The organism is Bacillus sp. FSL M8-0266 (assembly GCF_038613425.1).
GTDB lineage: Bacteria > Bacillota > Bacilli > Bacillales > Bacillaceae > Bacillus > Bacillus pumilus.
In genome coordinates, this window is the sequence record NZ_CP152015.1 from 3,601,674 (window position 1) to 3,616,354 (window position 14,681).

The following is a 14,681-nucleotide window of genomic DNA, read 5'->3' on the forward strand; positions in this document are numbered from 1 at the left end:
TTAATGCTTGATGATCCACTTTCTTGCTAAAAATCCGCCTGAGCATAGAGCAAGCACAAGGAGCCACCCTGTCTGGTTTGTATCACCAGTTTGAGGATTCTCTTCTTGTTTCGTATGAGTGGATGAATCAGATTTTTTGGTTGATTCCTTTGATGATTGATGATTTTCTGCTGCACCCGCTGTTTCGTTTGAGCTGTTAGAAGAAAGTGACTTGATACTGCTCTCATCAAATTTCAGCTGAATGGTATAATCATGATCATAATCAGCAGATTTTACAGTGACATGAATTTTTGACTTGATTGGTTTAGACAAGCTCTGAGCTTGGAACTGAACAATCCTTGTGTTGGCTTTTTTATTGGTTGAGAGAACCGTTGTATCGACATAGCCGCCATTTTCGGGGACTTTAAATTCCGTCACCCAGCTGCTATTTTTAATGGTCATTTGTACTGTCAGCTTCCCATTTTTTGCAATCACTTTTGCTGGCTTCAGCCAGTAATCATTTGCCATGGAGACCGCATTTCCTTCAGCCTTCAGCACAGTATAGTTGACGGAGTATGTACCATCCTTTAACGTGGCAGCCTGTGCGTTTGAAAAAGGCAGCATGAGTGCCAATAATAAAGCGGTCATGAAGACTGATAGCCTCATCATTTTTTTCATCAAGCGAATTTCCTCCCTTTTTATTGAACAGATGCTGCATCAAACTTGAGACGGACGTCATAATTGCCTGTATATCCGATGACCGGTACAGTCACGCTCACTTTTGCTGGTACGACTTCTGTCAGGCTGTTCACGTTGAATTCTACTGTTCTCTTATTCGCAGCTGTGTTTGTATTAATCACCTTCGCATCTTTGTAGACACCTTGATCAAGTGTTTTAAAGCTTGTGATCCAAGAGCTATTCGTTAACGTGACTTGTGCTTTGATTTTTCCTTCCTTCACGACAAGCTTGGCTGGTTTTTCAAAATACGTATTCGCTGTTGAAGTCGAATCGCTATCTGCCTTCCATACCACATATTGTACTGAATGTTGACCATCTGCTAAGCCTGCTGCTGAGGCTGAGCTAATCGGGGCTAGAGCAAATAATAGAACAAAACTAAAGAACAATAATACGTGTGATGTTGAACGAATGGCTTTCATGTGAACCCTCCTAAATGATATTGATAATTATTCTCAATGGATAATAAAAAAAATAACCTTCATAGGCGCTGGATCACGCTTATAGATGATTATGATAATCATTATCAATTGAGTTGAAAAAATAAATCTTTGCTTCCTAAAAGCCAAAGATGTCTGTTTCTAAATGATGATTTGACACGTGTTTTAGGCAATCTGTCCCATTCATGATACCATGGCATGACCTCCATTCCATTACAGGGAAAAGAACCCTCTTCTTCTTGATCTTATATGATGAGTGAATTTATTGTCAACATCATTTTTCATACTATTGACTTAGATTTCTGGAAAATCGCACAAAAAAATTTCGATCAGACAGACTGATCGAAATCGATTAGGAAGGAACATGTTCCCCTTTTTTGCTGTTTTTACGTTCTAAAGACCAATCATACATTTCACGAATAATCGGCTCAATTTTCTTCCCTTGCGCTGTTAATTCGTATTCAATCCGTACTGGAATGTCAGGGTATACGTTTTTCTCAACGAGTCCTTCAGCTTCTAAATCCTTCAGCCTTTCTGATAATAATCGTCCGCTGATGTTCATTTCATTTTCAAGCTGACAGAAACGCTTAGGGCCTGTCAGAAGCTGATTGATGATGAGAATGACCCACTTCTTGCCTAGAATCTCCATGGCATCTGTGATTGGACAGCCATCTACTTGAGCCATATCTTACTCCCTCCCGCTTTTCTCTCTTTTTTTCATTATAACATAATTAATTACTTGAAATAAGCAACTAACTATTATATAGTTTAGTTACTTTAAGTAACAAGGTATTCATTTTTATATATTTTCAAAAACATTTGAACATGCCGATGCATATATCATGAAGGAGATGACCGAGCTTGAAGACAATTGAGAAGCTAAGATTGGGTGTAACAGAGTTACATGTATCCAGCTTTGAGCGTTCTTTACCTTTTTATACAGACATTTTAGGATTTACCATATTAGAACAGACGGAATCCACCACAACTCTTGGAAGCAATGCAGAGGAACCCATTCTTTTGTTAAAAGAAGATGCACAACTCAAGGAGAAGCCTGATCATGAGCCAGGACTTTATCATTTTGCTGTTTTATTACCTACCAGAAAAAACCTGGGCACATGGCTGGCACATGTGATGAAAAAAGGCTATCCTTTAATTGGAGCAAGCGATCACTTTTTCAGTGAAGCCATTTATTTAAGTGACCCTGACGGCATTGGCGTAGAAATATATGCTGATCGCCCTGAGGACGTTTGGGTAGGTGAGCATGGAGAACTGAAAGGTGGCGGAAATGCACCTCTTGATGGAGATGGTCTCCTGCAAGAAGCCGCTGATACGACGTGGGAAGGACTTCCGGCTGGCACAGTGATGGGACACTTACATTTCCATCTGAACCCAGAAGAAGCTGATTCCTTTTATGTCAATACGCTCGGTTTTCATATCCGAATGGCTCCACCAGCAAGCGTATTTATCGCCGCTGGTGTGTACCACCATCACCTTGCCTTTAATGCATGGGGACGCGGACGAAAAGGAGCCATTGATCCACGTTTTTCAGGAATTAGAAGCTATACACTCGTATTCCCACAAGAAGCAGACAGACAGTCCGTCGTTGAGCGTCTAACAACAGCAGGCACTCAAGTGAAAACAATAGGAAAAAGTAACGAATTTGTTGATCCATTTGGCGTTCTCGTTCGTTTACAGATTGAAGAAACAGACAAAAAAGAAGGTGCAGAATATGGACAAACACACAGATCTTAAAACAGCCATTTTAAAAGATAAAATCAAACGAGTACAGCAAGAGGACGGGTATATATATATCACTGGACCCATTAAATTGCCAGTGAATTTAGACGGCAGAACGGTGATGTTCAACTGGTATTCATGGTTAAAAGACGATGGGTTAGAGCCATTGTCAGATGAAGCTTTAATCGAAAGCCTCTCGTCCCGCCAGCTTGCCGATCATCAGCAGTCAAGCGTGCTAGTGTATGGAGATTTCGAGCACGCTGACGAAGCCCTTATCCGCATGCATTCCATTTGTCACACTGGTGATATTTTCGGAAGCAAGCGCTGCGACTGCGGATTCCAATTTAAGCAGTCCATGCGAATGATTGAGGACAATGGTGCAGGTGCCCTGTTTTATTTAGCCAACCATGAAGGCCGCGGTATTGGACTTTTCACGAAAGCCATGGCTTATATCCTCCAAGAAAACGGCTACGATACAGTAGAAGCGAACGAAGCACTCGGCTTTGAAGATGACACGCGTCAATATGAAGAAGCCATCGCGGTTCTTCAAACACTTCGTACAAAGCCAGTCAGACTCATTACCAATAATCCGAAAAAGACAGATGCCATCAGCCATGCAGGTTTATCTCTTTCTGGACGTATTCCGCTTTGGGGTGATGTCTCAGAGTTTAATGAAAAATACTTGCAGACAAAAATCAACCGCTCAGGTCATATGAAGGCGGAGCAAGAGGTGCATACGATTGCCACATCATGAGCGATATATGAATCTAGCCCTAGAAAATGCACGTGCAATGAAAGGACAGACATCACCGAACCCGCTCGTCGGGGCTGTGATTGTGCGCGATAATGAAATTGTTGGAGTCGGTGCTCACATGAAAGCCGGTGAACCACATGCTGAAATTCATGCACTTAAAATGGCTGGAGACAAGGCAAAAGGAGCCACCATTTATGTGACCCTCGAGCCTTGCTCTCACCATGGCCGTACAGGTCCTTGTGCGGAGGCACTTGTGAAAGCAGGCGTCGAAACCGTTGTCGTGGCAGCACTTGACCCGAACCCGCTTGTCGCTGGCCGCGGAATCGCCATTTTACAAGATGCTGGCATCCAAGTGATTACAGGCGTACTTGAGCAGGAATCCATTCTCATGAATGAAGTGTTTAATCATTTTATTACGAAAAAAACACCTTTCGTGACGCTCAAGGCAGGTATTACCTTAGACGGAAAAATTGCGTCTGCTACGTCTGACAGCAAATGGATTACATCTGAGACATCCCGTTATGATGCTCATCATATCCGCAGTATCAATGATGCGATTTTGGTCGGTGCTCAAACTGTTATTCATGACGACCCTTCACTAACTGCACGGATTCCAAATGGGCATCATCCGATTCGAATTGTTTTAGACTCTAAGCTCTCAACACCGCTGACAGCAAAGATCGTCACTGATCAGATGGCACCAACATGGATCTTTACAACAAAGCAAGCCGATGAGGAAAAACGAGCCGCTTTAGAAGCAGCCGGCGTCAGCGTCTTTGTAACAGACAGCGAGACGCGGGTGCCCCTGCAAGAAGTGCTTCAAATGCTGGGAGAAAGAAATGTCTCCTCCCTCATGATTGAAGGCGGCGGCCAGATCAATGCTTCATTTTTAGAACAGCAGCTTGTAGATAAATTGGTCATTTATATGGCACCTAAACTCATTGGCGGAAGGCTGTCTCCTTCCTTTTTCGGAGGCGAAGGCATACGTCTCATGAGTGATGCCATTGAACTGGATCAACTCTCAGTAGAAACACTAGGGAAAGATATCAAAATAACGGGTTACCCCGTTTATCAATAAACAAAAAAGCTTGTAGACCCCATCTACAGGCTTTTTTTCAAATGACATTTTGAGGTGAATGTGATGTCGATAAAAGGAATGAATCATTTGTTATTTTCTGTTTCTGATTTAGAAATCTCTATTGATTTTTACACAAAAGTATTTGACGCCACTTTATTAGTAAAGGGAACAAAGACAGCTTACTTTGATTTAAACGGGCTTTGGCTTGCCCTGAATGTGGAAAAGGACATTCCTCGTCAAGACATCCAGCACTCTTACACACACATCGCTTTTTCAATCGATGAAAAAGATATAGATCACATGTACAACAAGCTAAAACATTTGAACGTCAACATCTTGACAGGTCGTCCAAGAGATGAAAAGGATCATCAGTCGATCTACTTTACGGACCCTGACGGACATAAATTTGAGTTTCATACAGGTACTATGCAGGATCGAATTGATTATTACAAGCAAGAAAAAGCGCATATGAAATTTTTTGATGAATGATAAAAAACAAGAGGAAACAACATGGTGCTATTCGTAATTTTATGGACATAATGGTAAAATATACATAGAAACGTAAAGTAATTGATAGTCCTCCCCCCTTCTATAATAAAGGTGTTTTTATGCCAAGAAAGGAGGGGTCAGTTTGAGAACAAAACTTGTGCATTCACGCGTTGAGAGACGCAAGAACAAAAAGAAAGAAGCTTGTACCTGCAAGTACAAGCTTTGGTTTCTTATCTTAAATTCGATACGAACTCTAGTCCAGTTCATAACATGGATGATAGATAAGAGACCGTTCTGAATTAACCCTTAAGATGATAATAAAAAATAAAGTAGCACCTTCATTACCCCTAGTCAAGGTAATGCTGGTTCTATCTCGTTTCTGCTTTTTGGAGGGCTACTTTATTTATTTCATTTTATCTCAGTGTATTCCTCAAATTAAAAATGTATACATAGAAAAAGCACACGGTAGTCAGCCGAGTGCTCAAATTAAATTTCTTTTCAGTTATATGGTGACATTCAAGAAATTCACCTTGAAGCTCTCGTGCTTCAGTTTGAAAACTAGTTCAACTTAGTCCGAGTTGAACAAAAAACTTGTGCAATTACATATTATCATAAGTATCAATTTGTTACCATAGATAAGCACACTTTTTAAACCTTTAAGTGTAAAAATTTCCAAGGACTGTAATGTTTGAAATGAATTTTGTTGTTTTTATCAAGTACACTGAGCAACAATCTATATAACTTAAAATTCTTATGTACCGCCCCCTTACTTTCTATTGGCAACTGTATGACCTTGTTTAGTTAAATAAAAAGGAATCAGTGGATGACAAAACTGATTCCTTACCCTGCTTGAATCTATAAGTCCAAAACAAGTTTTATTCAAACCATGAAACTTGTCGTAAAATGTTTCATGTGAAACATTTATCGTTAATTCCCTTCTACCAGCCTGCCAAAGCTTTCGGGTGAAAGTCCCGGTGACACGCGAACACGGTGCAAGGACATCATGCCCTGTTCCTTCTTCGCATGTCCTGGTTCAGTGGTGACAGCCATTTGATAACCGGCTTGCTTCGCCAGCTTTAGCGTGTCTTCGTTATAGCGCCCGACAGGATAGCTGACCATTCTCGTACGCTGAGAAAAACGTTGATCAAAGAATGCCTTTGACCCTTTTAATTCCTCTTTCTGCTGCTCTCTTGATAAACGATTAAGCTCTAAATGATGAATGGTATGACTCTCAATCGATAGCCCATTTGCAATCATTTCATCCATTTGTTCATCCGTTAAGTGGTTCGGGCGCCCAATGGATTGCTCAATCATGAAAATCGTTGCTTTCATTCCATACTGCTTTAAAATCGGAAATGCCTTTGTATAGTTATCGGTATATCCATCATCGAATGTAATGAGGACACACTTTTCACTTGGCTTCGTATTTGTTGTGAAGACGCGGTACGCTTCTTCTGGCGACAGCGTGACATAGTCGTTGTCCTTCAGCCATTTCATATGAGCCGCAAACTCGCTCTTTGGTACACGAAGCGAGTTACCGCTGGAGATGCTGTGATACATCAAAATCGGAAGCTCTACCGGCTCCTTTTGCTCAATCCAGCTTTGTGTATCAATCACTTCCGCTTCTGTCTGCTGAATCTCTTCTGTTTCTTTTAATCGTAATGGACCCTTTTCCTCTTTGACCACTTGCTGGTTTCCTTCCGTTTGCTCCTTCGTTCCCATACAGCCCGAAATGAGCAGCGCCAAAAGACCAACCGTCATCCACATACATGTTTTTTTCATTCACCAATCCTGCTTTCTCTCTATCTATCGAATGATTATAACAGAAATTGGTTACTAGCTGATATCTATTTTGACAGGGTGTTCATTTTTTTACACATTTCAATCATTTCAATGGCAAGCAGATGAATGGTCTCTGTTGTGAGCATTTGATCTTCTGCGTGTATCAGCAGTAAAGAAAAGGGAAGCTGCTCTCCTGCCGCCTCTTTTTGGATCAGCGACAAGTGCAGGTTGTGGATGCTTCGAAACGCTTCTTCCCCTTTTTCAATCAACTGCTGTGCTTTTTCAAAATCATCAGCTCTTGCTAGACGAATGGCTTCAACATAATGACTTCTTGCCTCGCCTGCATGAGCAATAATTTGAAAGGCTGCTCCCTGCATTTCCTCTAATACCGTCATCTGCTTCTCCTCCAATTACTTAAGATTCATTTGCTAGTTTCAGAGCATGCTCTAGTATTTTTTCTCCGTTCGCTGTTCCGTATAATCTCACATTGATGACATCAACAGGTATTTGGTAAGGTGCCGCTGTTTTTTCTGCTGCCTTTTTCATAAAGCTTACTTGCGGTCCAAGTAAAATCACCTGCACATCTTCTCCATGCTCTTCTAATTCATCCGCAATAGCCCCTTCAGGTATGGCGTATATATCATAATCCAGCCCCTTCGCTTCTGCGGCTGCCTTCATTTTGGACACTACAATGGATGTCGACATTCCTGCGGCACAAGCGAGAATGATTCGTTTCATATCCCAACACTCCTATCGATAGTTGACTTCTGTTTGGGCCTTCAGTTCCCTTGTTTTAATTAATGTCTGGTACCAATACGCTGATGCCTTCAACTGGCGATTCCGTTCATTTTCCAGCTGAATTTCGACTAATCCGTAGCGGTTTTTAAAGGCATTCATCGGCGATACATTATCCGTAAAAGCCCACAGCATATAGCCCGTACAATTTGAGCCTTCTGCTTTCGCTTGAAGTGCCCGTTTCAGATGCTGGCTGATAAAGGAAATGCGATACTGGTCATCAATGATACCGTCTTCTTTTTTAAACCGTTCTTCCTTTTCTACGCCCATGCCGTTTTCGGCCACAAACCACTCAACATTTCCGTATTCTTCTTTTATTCTCATGCCCATATCATAGACAATGTCCGGGTAGATTTCCCAGCCTCTGAATGGATTCATTTTTCTTCCTGGAAGCTCAAACATATCGTAATAATAAGACGGATGAAATGGCGTCATCTCATTCCACGCCTTACTCGGTGCTTTGACACGATGCGGATAGTATAAGTTGAGCCCAATGACATCAACCGTATGATTCTTGATGACCTGAAGCTCTTCCTCTGTCGCATCGAAATGAATCTCATGCTTTTTCAACACATCGAGCAATTCCTCTGGATACTCCCCTTTGATGGAGGGATCTAAGAACACTCGATTGAAAAACAAATCATACATCCGTGCCGCTTCTTGATCATGCGGAGCAGAGGATCTTGCATACGTCACTTCTGGATTGAGAATCACCCCGATCTTTGCACCTGTTGATTCCTTCAATCCCATCTCCCGAAACAGCTTCACCACTTTTGCTGTTGCCAGCGCTTTATGATAGTTCCACTGCATCCATTTCTTCGTATTTTGCTCAAAGGGATACCGGTTAGCATCAAGATAAACGCGTGTTTGGACAACAATCGGTTCATTAAAGCTAAACCAATGTTTGACCCTGTCTCCATATCGCTCAAACACCTTTTCCGCATAGAGAACAAACAGTTCGACGACATGCTTTGATGACCATCCGCCGTACTTTTCAAGCAGCACGGCTGGAAGCTCATAATGTTCTAAGCAAAACATCGGCTCTACACCTGCTGCGATTAATTCATTGATCAAATCATCAATGTAACGGGCATATGCCTCATCCACAATCCCCTTCTCGTAATCGATGAGAAACCTCGACCAATTGATAGATGTCCTATAATGAGTCAGACCGATTTCTTTCATAAGGGCTACATCTTCTGGATAGCGCTCGTAAAAGTTCGTCGCACCAGCCGGGCCATATCCTTGGTGCCAAACGTGATACCCATTCTTATACCATAAATCGATGTACGAGTCCTGATGCGCTTGCTTTCCCTTCCATCCCTCCGTTTGCCAAGCAGAGGCCGCAGCACCTAGGATAAAATCTCTTGGAATCTCGATTCTGTTCATGTCGCCACCTTCCCTTTCCTCGTTTGAACGTGAAGTCCTTCCCAAATTCCTTGCAAATACATAGCCCCAAGCGCCCGATCATATAAACCGTAGCCAGGCCTGCCTGTCTCGCCAAAGATCATACGCCCATGATCAGGCCGGACGTAGCCAGCAAAGCCCTCTTCATACAAAGCCTTCACAATTGTCCCCATATTGAGACTTTCTGCCTTTTTTTCGTATATTTACGGTCAAGTGAAATGGGATCATCCTCCCCGTACCACCTGAATTGCATGTTCATTCATGCCTCTCCTTTTATTCTGAATCTGGTGCCACTTCTGGTTTACGGTTAGACAAGAGAACAAATGGCAAATAGATGAAGACTGCGACCACAATACAGATGAGCTGTGTGATGACAGCCCCCATGCTGCCAGCGGTGGACAGCCATGCATTCACAATCGGTGGTGTCGTCCACGGCACCATCACGACGGCTTTTCCAGCAAACCCTGTAGCCGTCGCAATGTAACCAATCGTTCCTGTCACAAGTGGTGTGACGATAAATGGAATTGCCATCACAGGGTTTAACATGACAGGTAAGCCAAAAATAACGGGTTCATTGATGTTGAAGAGACCCGGACCAGATGAGAGCTTGGCAATACTTCGCATCTCTTCCCTTCTTCCAGCAATAAAAATCGCAATCAAAAGCCCAATGGTCACACCTGAACCACCGATGCTCATATACACATCCCAAAATGGCATCGTGATGATATTCGGAATCTCTTTTCCTTCTTGAAATGCTGTCATATTCACTGCAATCGATCCTAATAAGAGCGGCTCCCGGATCGGTTTGATCATCTGGTTGCCATGGATGCCGATCACCCAGAAGAATTGTGCCACAAACATCAACGTTAAAATCCCTGGTAGACCCTGTACAACACTTTCTAGCGGGCGTTGCACCACGTTATACACTGCTTCATGCAAATAAATGCCTGTCAAACGATGAAATGCAAAGCCGAATGAACTAATGATCGTAATCGTAATAATCGAAGGAAAAAGTGATGAAAAAGATGTTGCCACATTCGATGGAACAGAATCTGGCATCTTGATTTGCAGCCATTTCACCTCGGTCAGCTTACAAAAGATTTCCACAGATACGATCGCAATGATCATCCCTAAAAATAAACTTTTTGGATCGGAAAATTGCCTTGCCAGTACATCTACAACTTCACGCATCGATCCATCCACTTCAAGAAGAAGTGTCGTTGGAATAACAGATATAAATGAAATCAATGCCATCAACCCTGGGAACAGGGACTTGTGCCCGTTGATTTTCCCAAGCTCTATCCCGATGAGGAACACAGCCCCAATCGTTAAAAAGTTCAGCGTCGCATAATTGATTGCCTTCATAATTGGTTGAAGCGCCGCTAAAAATCTGAACATCTCAAAATGAGCAAGCCCTGTTTCCGGGCTCATGATCATATTTGCCACCAATACAGCAAAAGCCCCTGTAATGATGATTGGCATCAGTGTGACAAATGCCTGTTTAATCGCCATAATATACTTCTGATTCGTGATGCGATAAGCCACATTCCCCATGACGTCTGCCGCTTTCTCCTTGAAGCTCATGATCTGTCTCCCCTTTACAAAAACTCGTGATCATCCTCCTTTTTGATGTTATTTTAAAAGCGCTTTCATTAACATCTAATCTTTTTCCTCACAGATGCGGAAATGGGTGTCCTGTTTTTTCATTCTGATGCTCCAATACTTGAAGCGCCGCCGTCAGTTCCTCAAATGAAGCGGCCTTGATGAGTTGCTCCACCACTTCCTTGCGCTCTGTCAGCCGTACAAGAAATTGATAAAGTGACTGTAATTCTTTTTGATACGTCTTCTGGATACTCAACAAACAAACGACTTGTACCCGATTTTCACCCCACAGCACCGGTTTTTTCAACGTACAGATCGCACAAAACGTGTCATCTGTTGCCGGCTTCATCGGATGGGGAATCGCAACCAAATGACCGAACGATGTCGGTGACACTTGCTCTCTTTCAAGCAATAATTGTTCAAACTCTTCCGGGATGCGATCCTGTTCCTTGAGCACGTTTACGAAAAATTGCAGTACCTCTTCCCTTGATTGAAGGTCTTGCTGAAAAAATGTCAGCGCCGGACTCACATACCGCAAAACCCCTGTATCCTGCGCGCCCTGCACAAACCGTTTCAGCCGCACAATATCATCGTCACTTAGAATGGTATGTACATCAATCACTGGCACCGGCAACGTGTTCTGAAGCGGAATGGTACTAATAATAAAATCAATGCTTCTCAAATCATACGAAAGAATTTCCCCAACACTTGCAGTGCCAGCGATCTCCAGCCTTTCGCTAAAAGCCGCTGTCAGCTTATGAAGAAGGAGCTGACTGCTAGCGACACCCGTCGCACATACAATAAGACATCTCTTTCTCACATGCTGTGATTTTGTCCGCTCGATTGCAGCACCGATATGAAGCGCCAAATACCCAATCTCATCCTCATGAATCTCAATTCCCTCTTTTTCTCTCAGCCATCTACCCATATAGACGCCAGCTTCAAATGCAATGGGATAATGCCTTTTAATGTCCGTTAAATAAGGGTTACGAATGTTCATACCGTACCTAAAACGATGAATAGCGGAACGTAAATGAAGACTTAATCCAACGATTAACTCTTTATCAAATTGAATATCAAGTGACATGTGCTCCTCTACATAAGCAAGCAGTTGGTGGATGAAGCGAAAGTGATCTTCGTCTAGAAGATGAAATAGCATATGACCGGTATCTCCGTATGCCATCATCTTCGCTCCCATCAAGTGAATCGCAATATACGCCATTTCAGATAATGGAAAATCAATCGCTAGAACATGCCGAATATCCTCTGCCATTTGTTGAGCTACTTGGAAAACAGGCTGCACTTGAATCTCTTTTAATTCCGTTTCTGGCATCATGACCAGTTTTTTCTCTTCAATTCGTTTGCATGCAATGGCGATGTGGGTGACTAAGTTACTTAAACCGATTTCTGATAGATGAAGTCCGCTAGCTTTTGTACGTGAACGCACGATATCCTGAATCAATTGATACGTTTCTTCAGGTAACAGCGCAGGGTTCGCATGCGCTTGCTGAAACACATGCTCAGCCATACAATATCTTAATTTCATTTCATCCCCTGTCAGCCGCAGTCCATATTTAGGACGATGTGACACAGAAAGTCCATGTAATGAAAACAAATGTCTGACCGCTTTCAAATCATTTTTCACTGTCGATTCACTTACAAATAATTCCTCTGCCAGCGCGTCTAACTTGATATAGTCTTCTGACAGAAGCAGCCTTTTCAATAGATAGGCTACACGGTCCTCAGGCTGATTGGGTATGGTCTGCTCCTTTTTTTCGTTTCTTTCTCCCAATGACTTTTTCAAAAATGTACGAAAAGACCCATAATCCTCTACGGTCAATGTATACCCTGCCCCGCGTTTGATATGTAGTACGGCTCCATGTTCATCCAAAATATATTTAAGCGCTTTCATATCTGTTCGGATGGTTCTTGATGTGACGCCAATCATGCGGGCAATTTCTTCACTAGTCAGTTCCTGTTCCGCTTGCATCAGTCGTTTCAGCAGCTCCTCCTGACGTAGAGATAGCATAGGCTCTCCTCCCTTGGCATTTACTTTTGCCTATCATCATAAACGAAAATAGAACTCTTTGCCCAGTTTTTCTTTCAAATCGGGAACCACGATATGGCTCATTCGTATGAATAGGAAACAAGAGGAGGGATGCATCATGGGTTCTTTTATGTTTGTTGTTATGATCATATTGGCTTCTTTAGGAGCAATCATTGCCCATTTATTCACATCAAAGGATAAGCGTACGTCTGCTAAGCGTTCTTCACATCACAGTTCAACAACAAGTACATATACTGATTCTTATACTCATCACGCTTCTGATGCCTCCTGCGGGGGAGATTCCGGGGATAGTGGCGGTGGATGTGACTAAATAAAAAAACAGCCGCTCACTGATGAGACGGCTGTTTTTATTATTTTAAAGAGCCTTCCAGCCCCGTTCAATCAGATGTTTAACATCGAGTGCAAAATCCTCACCCTTTTCCATCACGTCCTGGGCTCTTCCGGCAAAGTTACTGGCAACAGCCAGCTCCATTTTTTTTAATTCAAAGTGCAAGATTTTTTGATCAATCTCTGTGATATATTTTTCATACTCATTGTTCACGATGTCATGCATTACATGATAGGCATCTTTTCGGTGGCGATGAAAGTCGGTTCCTCTCTCACCTTTCCATGACGAATCTAGAGCAGGTTTCTTGATTTCCTTTATGTCTGACTGCGCAAGATCTTGTTCTGTTCGAATATTGCTTTTGGCTGTCTTTAACCGAGAGATCATGTCATCAAATTCTGCACGTCTGTTTTCAATTCCCATATGCAGATGGTGTAGCATCTCGGATAAACTCATGTCATCCACCTCTATCGGACCTCATACGAAAGCACAGCATCAGAGCCTTGGAAACGATCAACTCACTTGATTTCTCCAAACCTGACATTTCTATCGTTTTGCTTTCATTAAGTATAGTATAAGGTGAAAAGCCTCAGTCTTAAATAGGGAAAAGGTGTCCTTTTAGTGACGTGTTTGGAAGAAAAACGGAATAATACAAGGTCGTACATCCTGAATTATATATGAGTCTTTAGATATATATTTCTGTGAAATCCATAAGAAAACGATTGCCATTATTTTGCGGCAATCGCTTCATCCTGTTCTTTTAAGGTATTCACATTCGAGCGTGTGTCTTGGACATTTTTAGTTAAGGCTTCTTTAAAACTTGAAACCATTTCGTTCACCTCTGCTTCGCGTGTCGTCCACTTGGTCACAAATTCAAGGCTGTTTTCACCTGCTTTATCTGCTGCTTTTTTCATCGTTAATGCTTCGACAGCTTGGGAGACTTCATCTAGTTGATCCATAACTGTTTGGTAGTTTAACTTAATTTGTCCCATCGTGATATCCTCCAGATTTGTTCAAGCTTATAAGCTGCTCCATGCTTTTGAGATCAAGCGTTTGGCATCCTCTACTGCGTCTTCTCCTTTTTCAGCCAGACGTGCGGCGTCTCCAGCTAAGGAACTGGCAAAGGATAACGCAGCTTGTTCGGCTTCTAACGTACTGATTTTGAATTCGATGCGGCTCACGTAGCGTGGGTACTTGTCGTTCACAATCGTTTGCAGCGCATCATGTGCTTCATTCCGCTCTGATTTGAAATCCTGGCTTCGCTCACCTTTCCAAGAGGTCCCAAGCTTTGGCTGCTTGATTTGCTTCAGGTCTGTCTCTGCCGCATCTTGTTCACGTTCGACCTTACTTTTCGCCTTTTTCAGTCGAGCGATTTTCTCTTCGATTTCTGCTTTTTTACTTGTAATGCCACCGTTTAGGGCAGACAGCATATTTGATAAGCTCATTATGGGCTCCTCCTCCTGACAAAAAATAAAAACGCTGCTTAG

General features: G+C 42.5%; 17 protein-coding genes and 1 pseudogene. 5 read left to right on the forward strand and 13 right to left on the reverse strand.

The features are described 5' to 3' along the window. The 3 genes from isdC to MKY83_RS18600 all read right to left on the reverse strand — a co-directional run bounded on the left by isdC (window position 1) and on the right by MKY83_RS18600 (window position 1,839). Entirely contained in the window at window positions 1–657 is a 657-nt protein-coding gene (gene isdC / locus MKY83_RS18590; RefSeq protein ID WP_044140380.1) for a heme uptake protein IsdC, read from the reverse strand. Window positions 658–677: 20 nt separating this feature from the next. After that, entirely contained in the window at window positions 678–1,136 is a 459-nt protein-coding gene (locus MKY83_RS18595) for an NEAT domain-containing protein (RefSeq protein ID WP_342487564.1), read from the reverse strand. A gap of 370 nt (window positions 1,137–1,506) precedes the next feature. Next, window positions 1,507–1,839 (reverse strand): helix-turn-helix domain-containing protein, encoded by a 333-nt coding sequence (locus MKY83_RS18600; RefSeq protein WP_106065983.1) that lies wholly within the window; start codon window positions 1,837–1,839, stop codon window positions 1,507–1,509. Window positions 1,840–2,015: 176 nt separating this feature from the next. On the opposite strand from MKY83_RS18600, the gene MKY83_RS18605 reads away from it, so the two are divergent. The 4 genes from MKY83_RS18605 to fosM all read left to right on the forward strand — a co-directional run bounded on the left by MKY83_RS18605 (window position 2,016) and on the right by fosM (window position 5,215). Further along, the gene (locus MKY83_RS18605; RefSeq protein WP_342487565.1) at window positions 2,016–2,909 is read left to right on the forward strand and encodes a VOC family protein; all 894 of its coding nucleotides are present in this window, start codon (window positions 2,016–2,018) and stop codon (window positions 2,907–2,909) included. Next, window positions 2,887–3,648 carry a GTP cyclohydrolase II gene (locus MKY83_RS18610; protein ID WP_342487566.1) on the forward strand — a complete coding sequence of 254 codons (762 nt, stop codon included), beginning with the start codon at window positions 2,887–2,889 and terminating at the stop codon, window positions 3,646–3,648. The genes MKY83_RS18605 and MKY83_RS18610 overlap by 23 nt, the downstream gene beginning before the upstream one ends. Further along, window positions 3,635–4,726: a bifunctional diaminohydroxyphosphoribosylaminopyrimidine deaminase/5-amino-6-(5-phosphoribosylamino)uracil reductase RibD gene (gene ribD / locus MKY83_RS18615; RefSeq protein WP_044140304.1), complete on the forward strand. Its 1,092-nt coding sequence runs from the start codon at window positions 3,635–3,637 to the stop codon at window positions 4,724–4,726. The genes MKY83_RS18610 and ribD overlap by 14 nt, the downstream gene beginning before the upstream one ends. A 63-nt stretch (window positions 4,727–4,789) precedes the next feature. Continuing rightward, window positions 4,790–5,215 (forward strand): FosM family fosfomycin resistance protein, encoded by a 426-nt coding sequence (gene fosM / locus MKY83_RS18620; protein WP_044140305.1) that lies wholly within the window; start codon window positions 4,790–4,792, stop codon window positions 5,213–5,215. Between the two features lie 927 nt (window positions 5,216–6,142). Here the strand turns inward: fosM and MKY83_RS18625 are convergent. From MKY83_RS18625 to MKY83_RS18655, 7 genes and pseudogenes are all read right to left on the reverse strand, one after another. Further along, entirely contained in the window at window positions 6,143–6,997 is an 855-nt protein-coding gene (locus MKY83_RS18625; RefSeq protein ID WP_113767889.1) for a polysaccharide deacetylase family protein, read from the reverse strand. Between the two features lie 65 nt (window positions 6,998–7,062). After that, window positions 7,063–7,392: a PTS lactose/cellobiose transporter subunit IIA gene (locus MKY83_RS18630; protein ID WP_024423898.1), complete on the reverse strand. Its 330-nt coding sequence runs from the start codon at window positions 7,390–7,392 to the stop codon at window positions 7,063–7,065. A gap of 19 nt (window positions 7,393–7,411) precedes the next feature. Next, window positions 7,412–7,735: a PTS sugar transporter subunit IIB gene (locus MKY83_RS18635; protein ID WP_044140307.1), complete on the reverse strand. Its 324-nt coding sequence runs from the start codon at window positions 7,733–7,735 to the stop codon at window positions 7,412–7,414. Window positions 7,736–7,747: 12 nt separating this feature from the next. After that, window positions 7,748–9,181, reverse strand: coding sequence for a glycoside hydrolase family 1 protein (locus tag MKY83_RS18640; protein ID WP_340913517.1), 1,434 nt, complete (start codon window positions 9,179–9,181; stop codon window positions 7,748–7,750). Next, window positions 9,178–9,381: pseudogene (locus MKY83_RS18645) on the reverse strand (mannonate dehydratase); the annotation flags it as partial. The pseudogene MKY83_RS18645 and the gene MKY83_RS18640, both read right to left, overlap by 4 nt. Before the next feature lie 91 nt (window positions 9,382–9,472). Then, on the reverse strand, window positions 9,473–10,783 hold the full coding sequence (locus tag MKY83_RS18650) for a PTS transporter subunit EIIC (protein WP_044140310.1): 1,311 nt from the start codon (window positions 10,781–10,783) through the stop codon (window positions 9,473–9,475). An 88-nt stretch (window positions 10,784–10,871) separates the two neighbouring features. Continuing rightward, on the reverse strand, window positions 10,872–12,830 hold the full coding sequence (locus MKY83_RS18655) for a BglG family transcription antiterminator (RefSeq protein ID WP_126740990.1): 1,959 nt from the start codon (window positions 12,828–12,830) through the stop codon (window positions 10,872–10,874). 136 nt (window positions 12,831–12,966) lie between these two features. Here MKY83_RS18655 and MKY83_RS18660 point away from each other — a divergent pair, with 136 nt between their 5' ends. Beyond that, entirely contained in the window at window positions 12,967–13,179 is a 213-nt protein-coding gene (locus MKY83_RS18660) for a hypothetical protein (protein WP_223250412.1), read from the forward strand. 45 nt (window positions 13,180–13,224) lie between these two features. Here the strand turns inward: MKY83_RS18660 and MKY83_RS18665 are convergent, their stop codons facing one another. The 3 genes from MKY83_RS18665 to MKY83_RS18675 all read right to left on the reverse strand — a co-directional run bounded on the left by MKY83_RS18665 (window position 13,225) and on the right by MKY83_RS18675 (window position 14,639). Then, on the reverse strand, window positions 13,225–13,650 hold the full coding sequence (locus MKY83_RS18665) for a DUF5082 family protein (RefSeq protein ID WP_065099247.1): 426 nt from the start codon (window positions 13,648–13,650) through the stop codon (window positions 13,225–13,227). A 272-nt stretch (window positions 13,651–13,922) separates the two neighbouring features. Then, complete coding sequence (locus tag MKY83_RS18670) at window positions 13,923–14,186, reverse strand: YwqI/YxiC family protein (RefSeq protein WP_065099246.1); 264 nt, start codon at window positions 14,184–14,186, stop codon at window positions 13,923–13,925. Between the two features lie 27 nt (window positions 14,187–14,213). Further along, window positions 14,214–14,639: a DUF5082 family protein gene (locus MKY83_RS18675; RefSeq protein WP_003215112.1), complete on the reverse strand. Its 426-nt coding sequence runs from the start codon at window positions 14,637–14,639 to the stop codon at window positions 14,214–14,216. Between the last annotated feature and the right edge of the window lie 42 nt (window positions 14,640–14,681).

What these genes read in the sequence shown, in the direction of transcription:
- isdC (WP_044140380.1), bottom strand. Translation starts at nt 657, where the DNA reads ATGAAAAAAATGATGAGGCTATCAGTCTTCATGACCGCTTTATTATTG.
- MKY83_RS18595 (WP_342487564.1), bottom strand. Translation starts at nt 1,136, where the DNA reads ATGAAAGCCATTCGTTCAACATCACACGTATTATTGTTCTTTAGTTTT.
- MKY83_RS18600 (WP_106065983.1), bottom strand. Translation starts at nt 1,839, where the DNA reads ATGGCTCAAGTAGATGGCTGTCCAATCACAGATGCCATGGAGATTCTA.
- MKY83_RS18610 (WP_342487566.1), top strand. Translation starts at nt 2,887, where the DNA reads ATGGACAAACACACAGATCTTAAAACAGCCATTTTAAAAGATAAAATC.
- fosM (WP_044140305.1), top strand. Translation starts at nt 4,790, where the DNA reads ATGTCGATAAAAGGAATGAATCATTTGTTATTTTCTGTTTCTGATTTA.
- MKY83_RS18625 (WP_113767889.1), bottom strand. Translation starts at nt 6,997, where the DNA reads ATGAAAAAAACATGTATGTGGATGACGGTTGGTCTTTTGGCGCTGCTC.
- MKY83_RS18630 (WP_024423898.1), bottom strand. Translation starts at nt 7,392, where the DNA reads ATGACGGTATTAGAGGAAATGCAGGGAGCAGCCTTTCAAATTATTGCT.
- MKY83_RS18635 (WP_044140307.1), bottom strand. Translation starts at nt 7,735, where the DNA reads ATGAAACGAATCATTCTCGCTTGTGCCGCAGGAATGTCGACATCCATT.
- MKY83_RS18640 (WP_340913517.1), bottom strand. Translation starts at nt 9,181, where the DNA reads ATGAACAGAATCGAGATTCCAAGAGATTTTATCCTAGGTGCTGCGGCC.
- MKY83_RS18650 (WP_044140310.1), bottom strand. Translation starts at nt 10,783, where the DNA reads ATGAGCTTCAAGGAGAAAGCGGCAGACGTCATGGGGAATGTGGCTTAT.
- MKY83_RS18655 (WP_126740990.1), bottom strand. Translation starts at nt 12,830, where the DNA reads ATGCTATCTCTACGTCAGGAGGAGCTGCTGAAACGACTGATGCAAGCG.
- MKY83_RS18660 (WP_223250412.1), top strand. Translation starts at nt 12,967, where the DNA reads ATGGGTTCTTTTATGTTTGTTGTTATGATCATATTGGCTTCTTTAGGA.
- MKY83_RS18665 (WP_065099247.1), bottom strand. Translation starts at nt 13,650, where the DNA reads ATGAGTTTATCCGAGATGCTACACCATCTGCATATGGGAATTGAAAAC.
- MKY83_RS18670 (WP_065099246.1), bottom strand. Translation starts at nt 14,186, where the DNA reads ATGGGACAAATTAAGTTAAACTACCAAACAGTTATGGATCAACTAGAT.
- MKY83_RS18675 (WP_003215112.1), bottom strand. Translation starts at nt 14,639, where the DNA reads ATGAGCTTATCAAATATGCTGTCTGCCCTAAACGGTGGCATTACAAGT.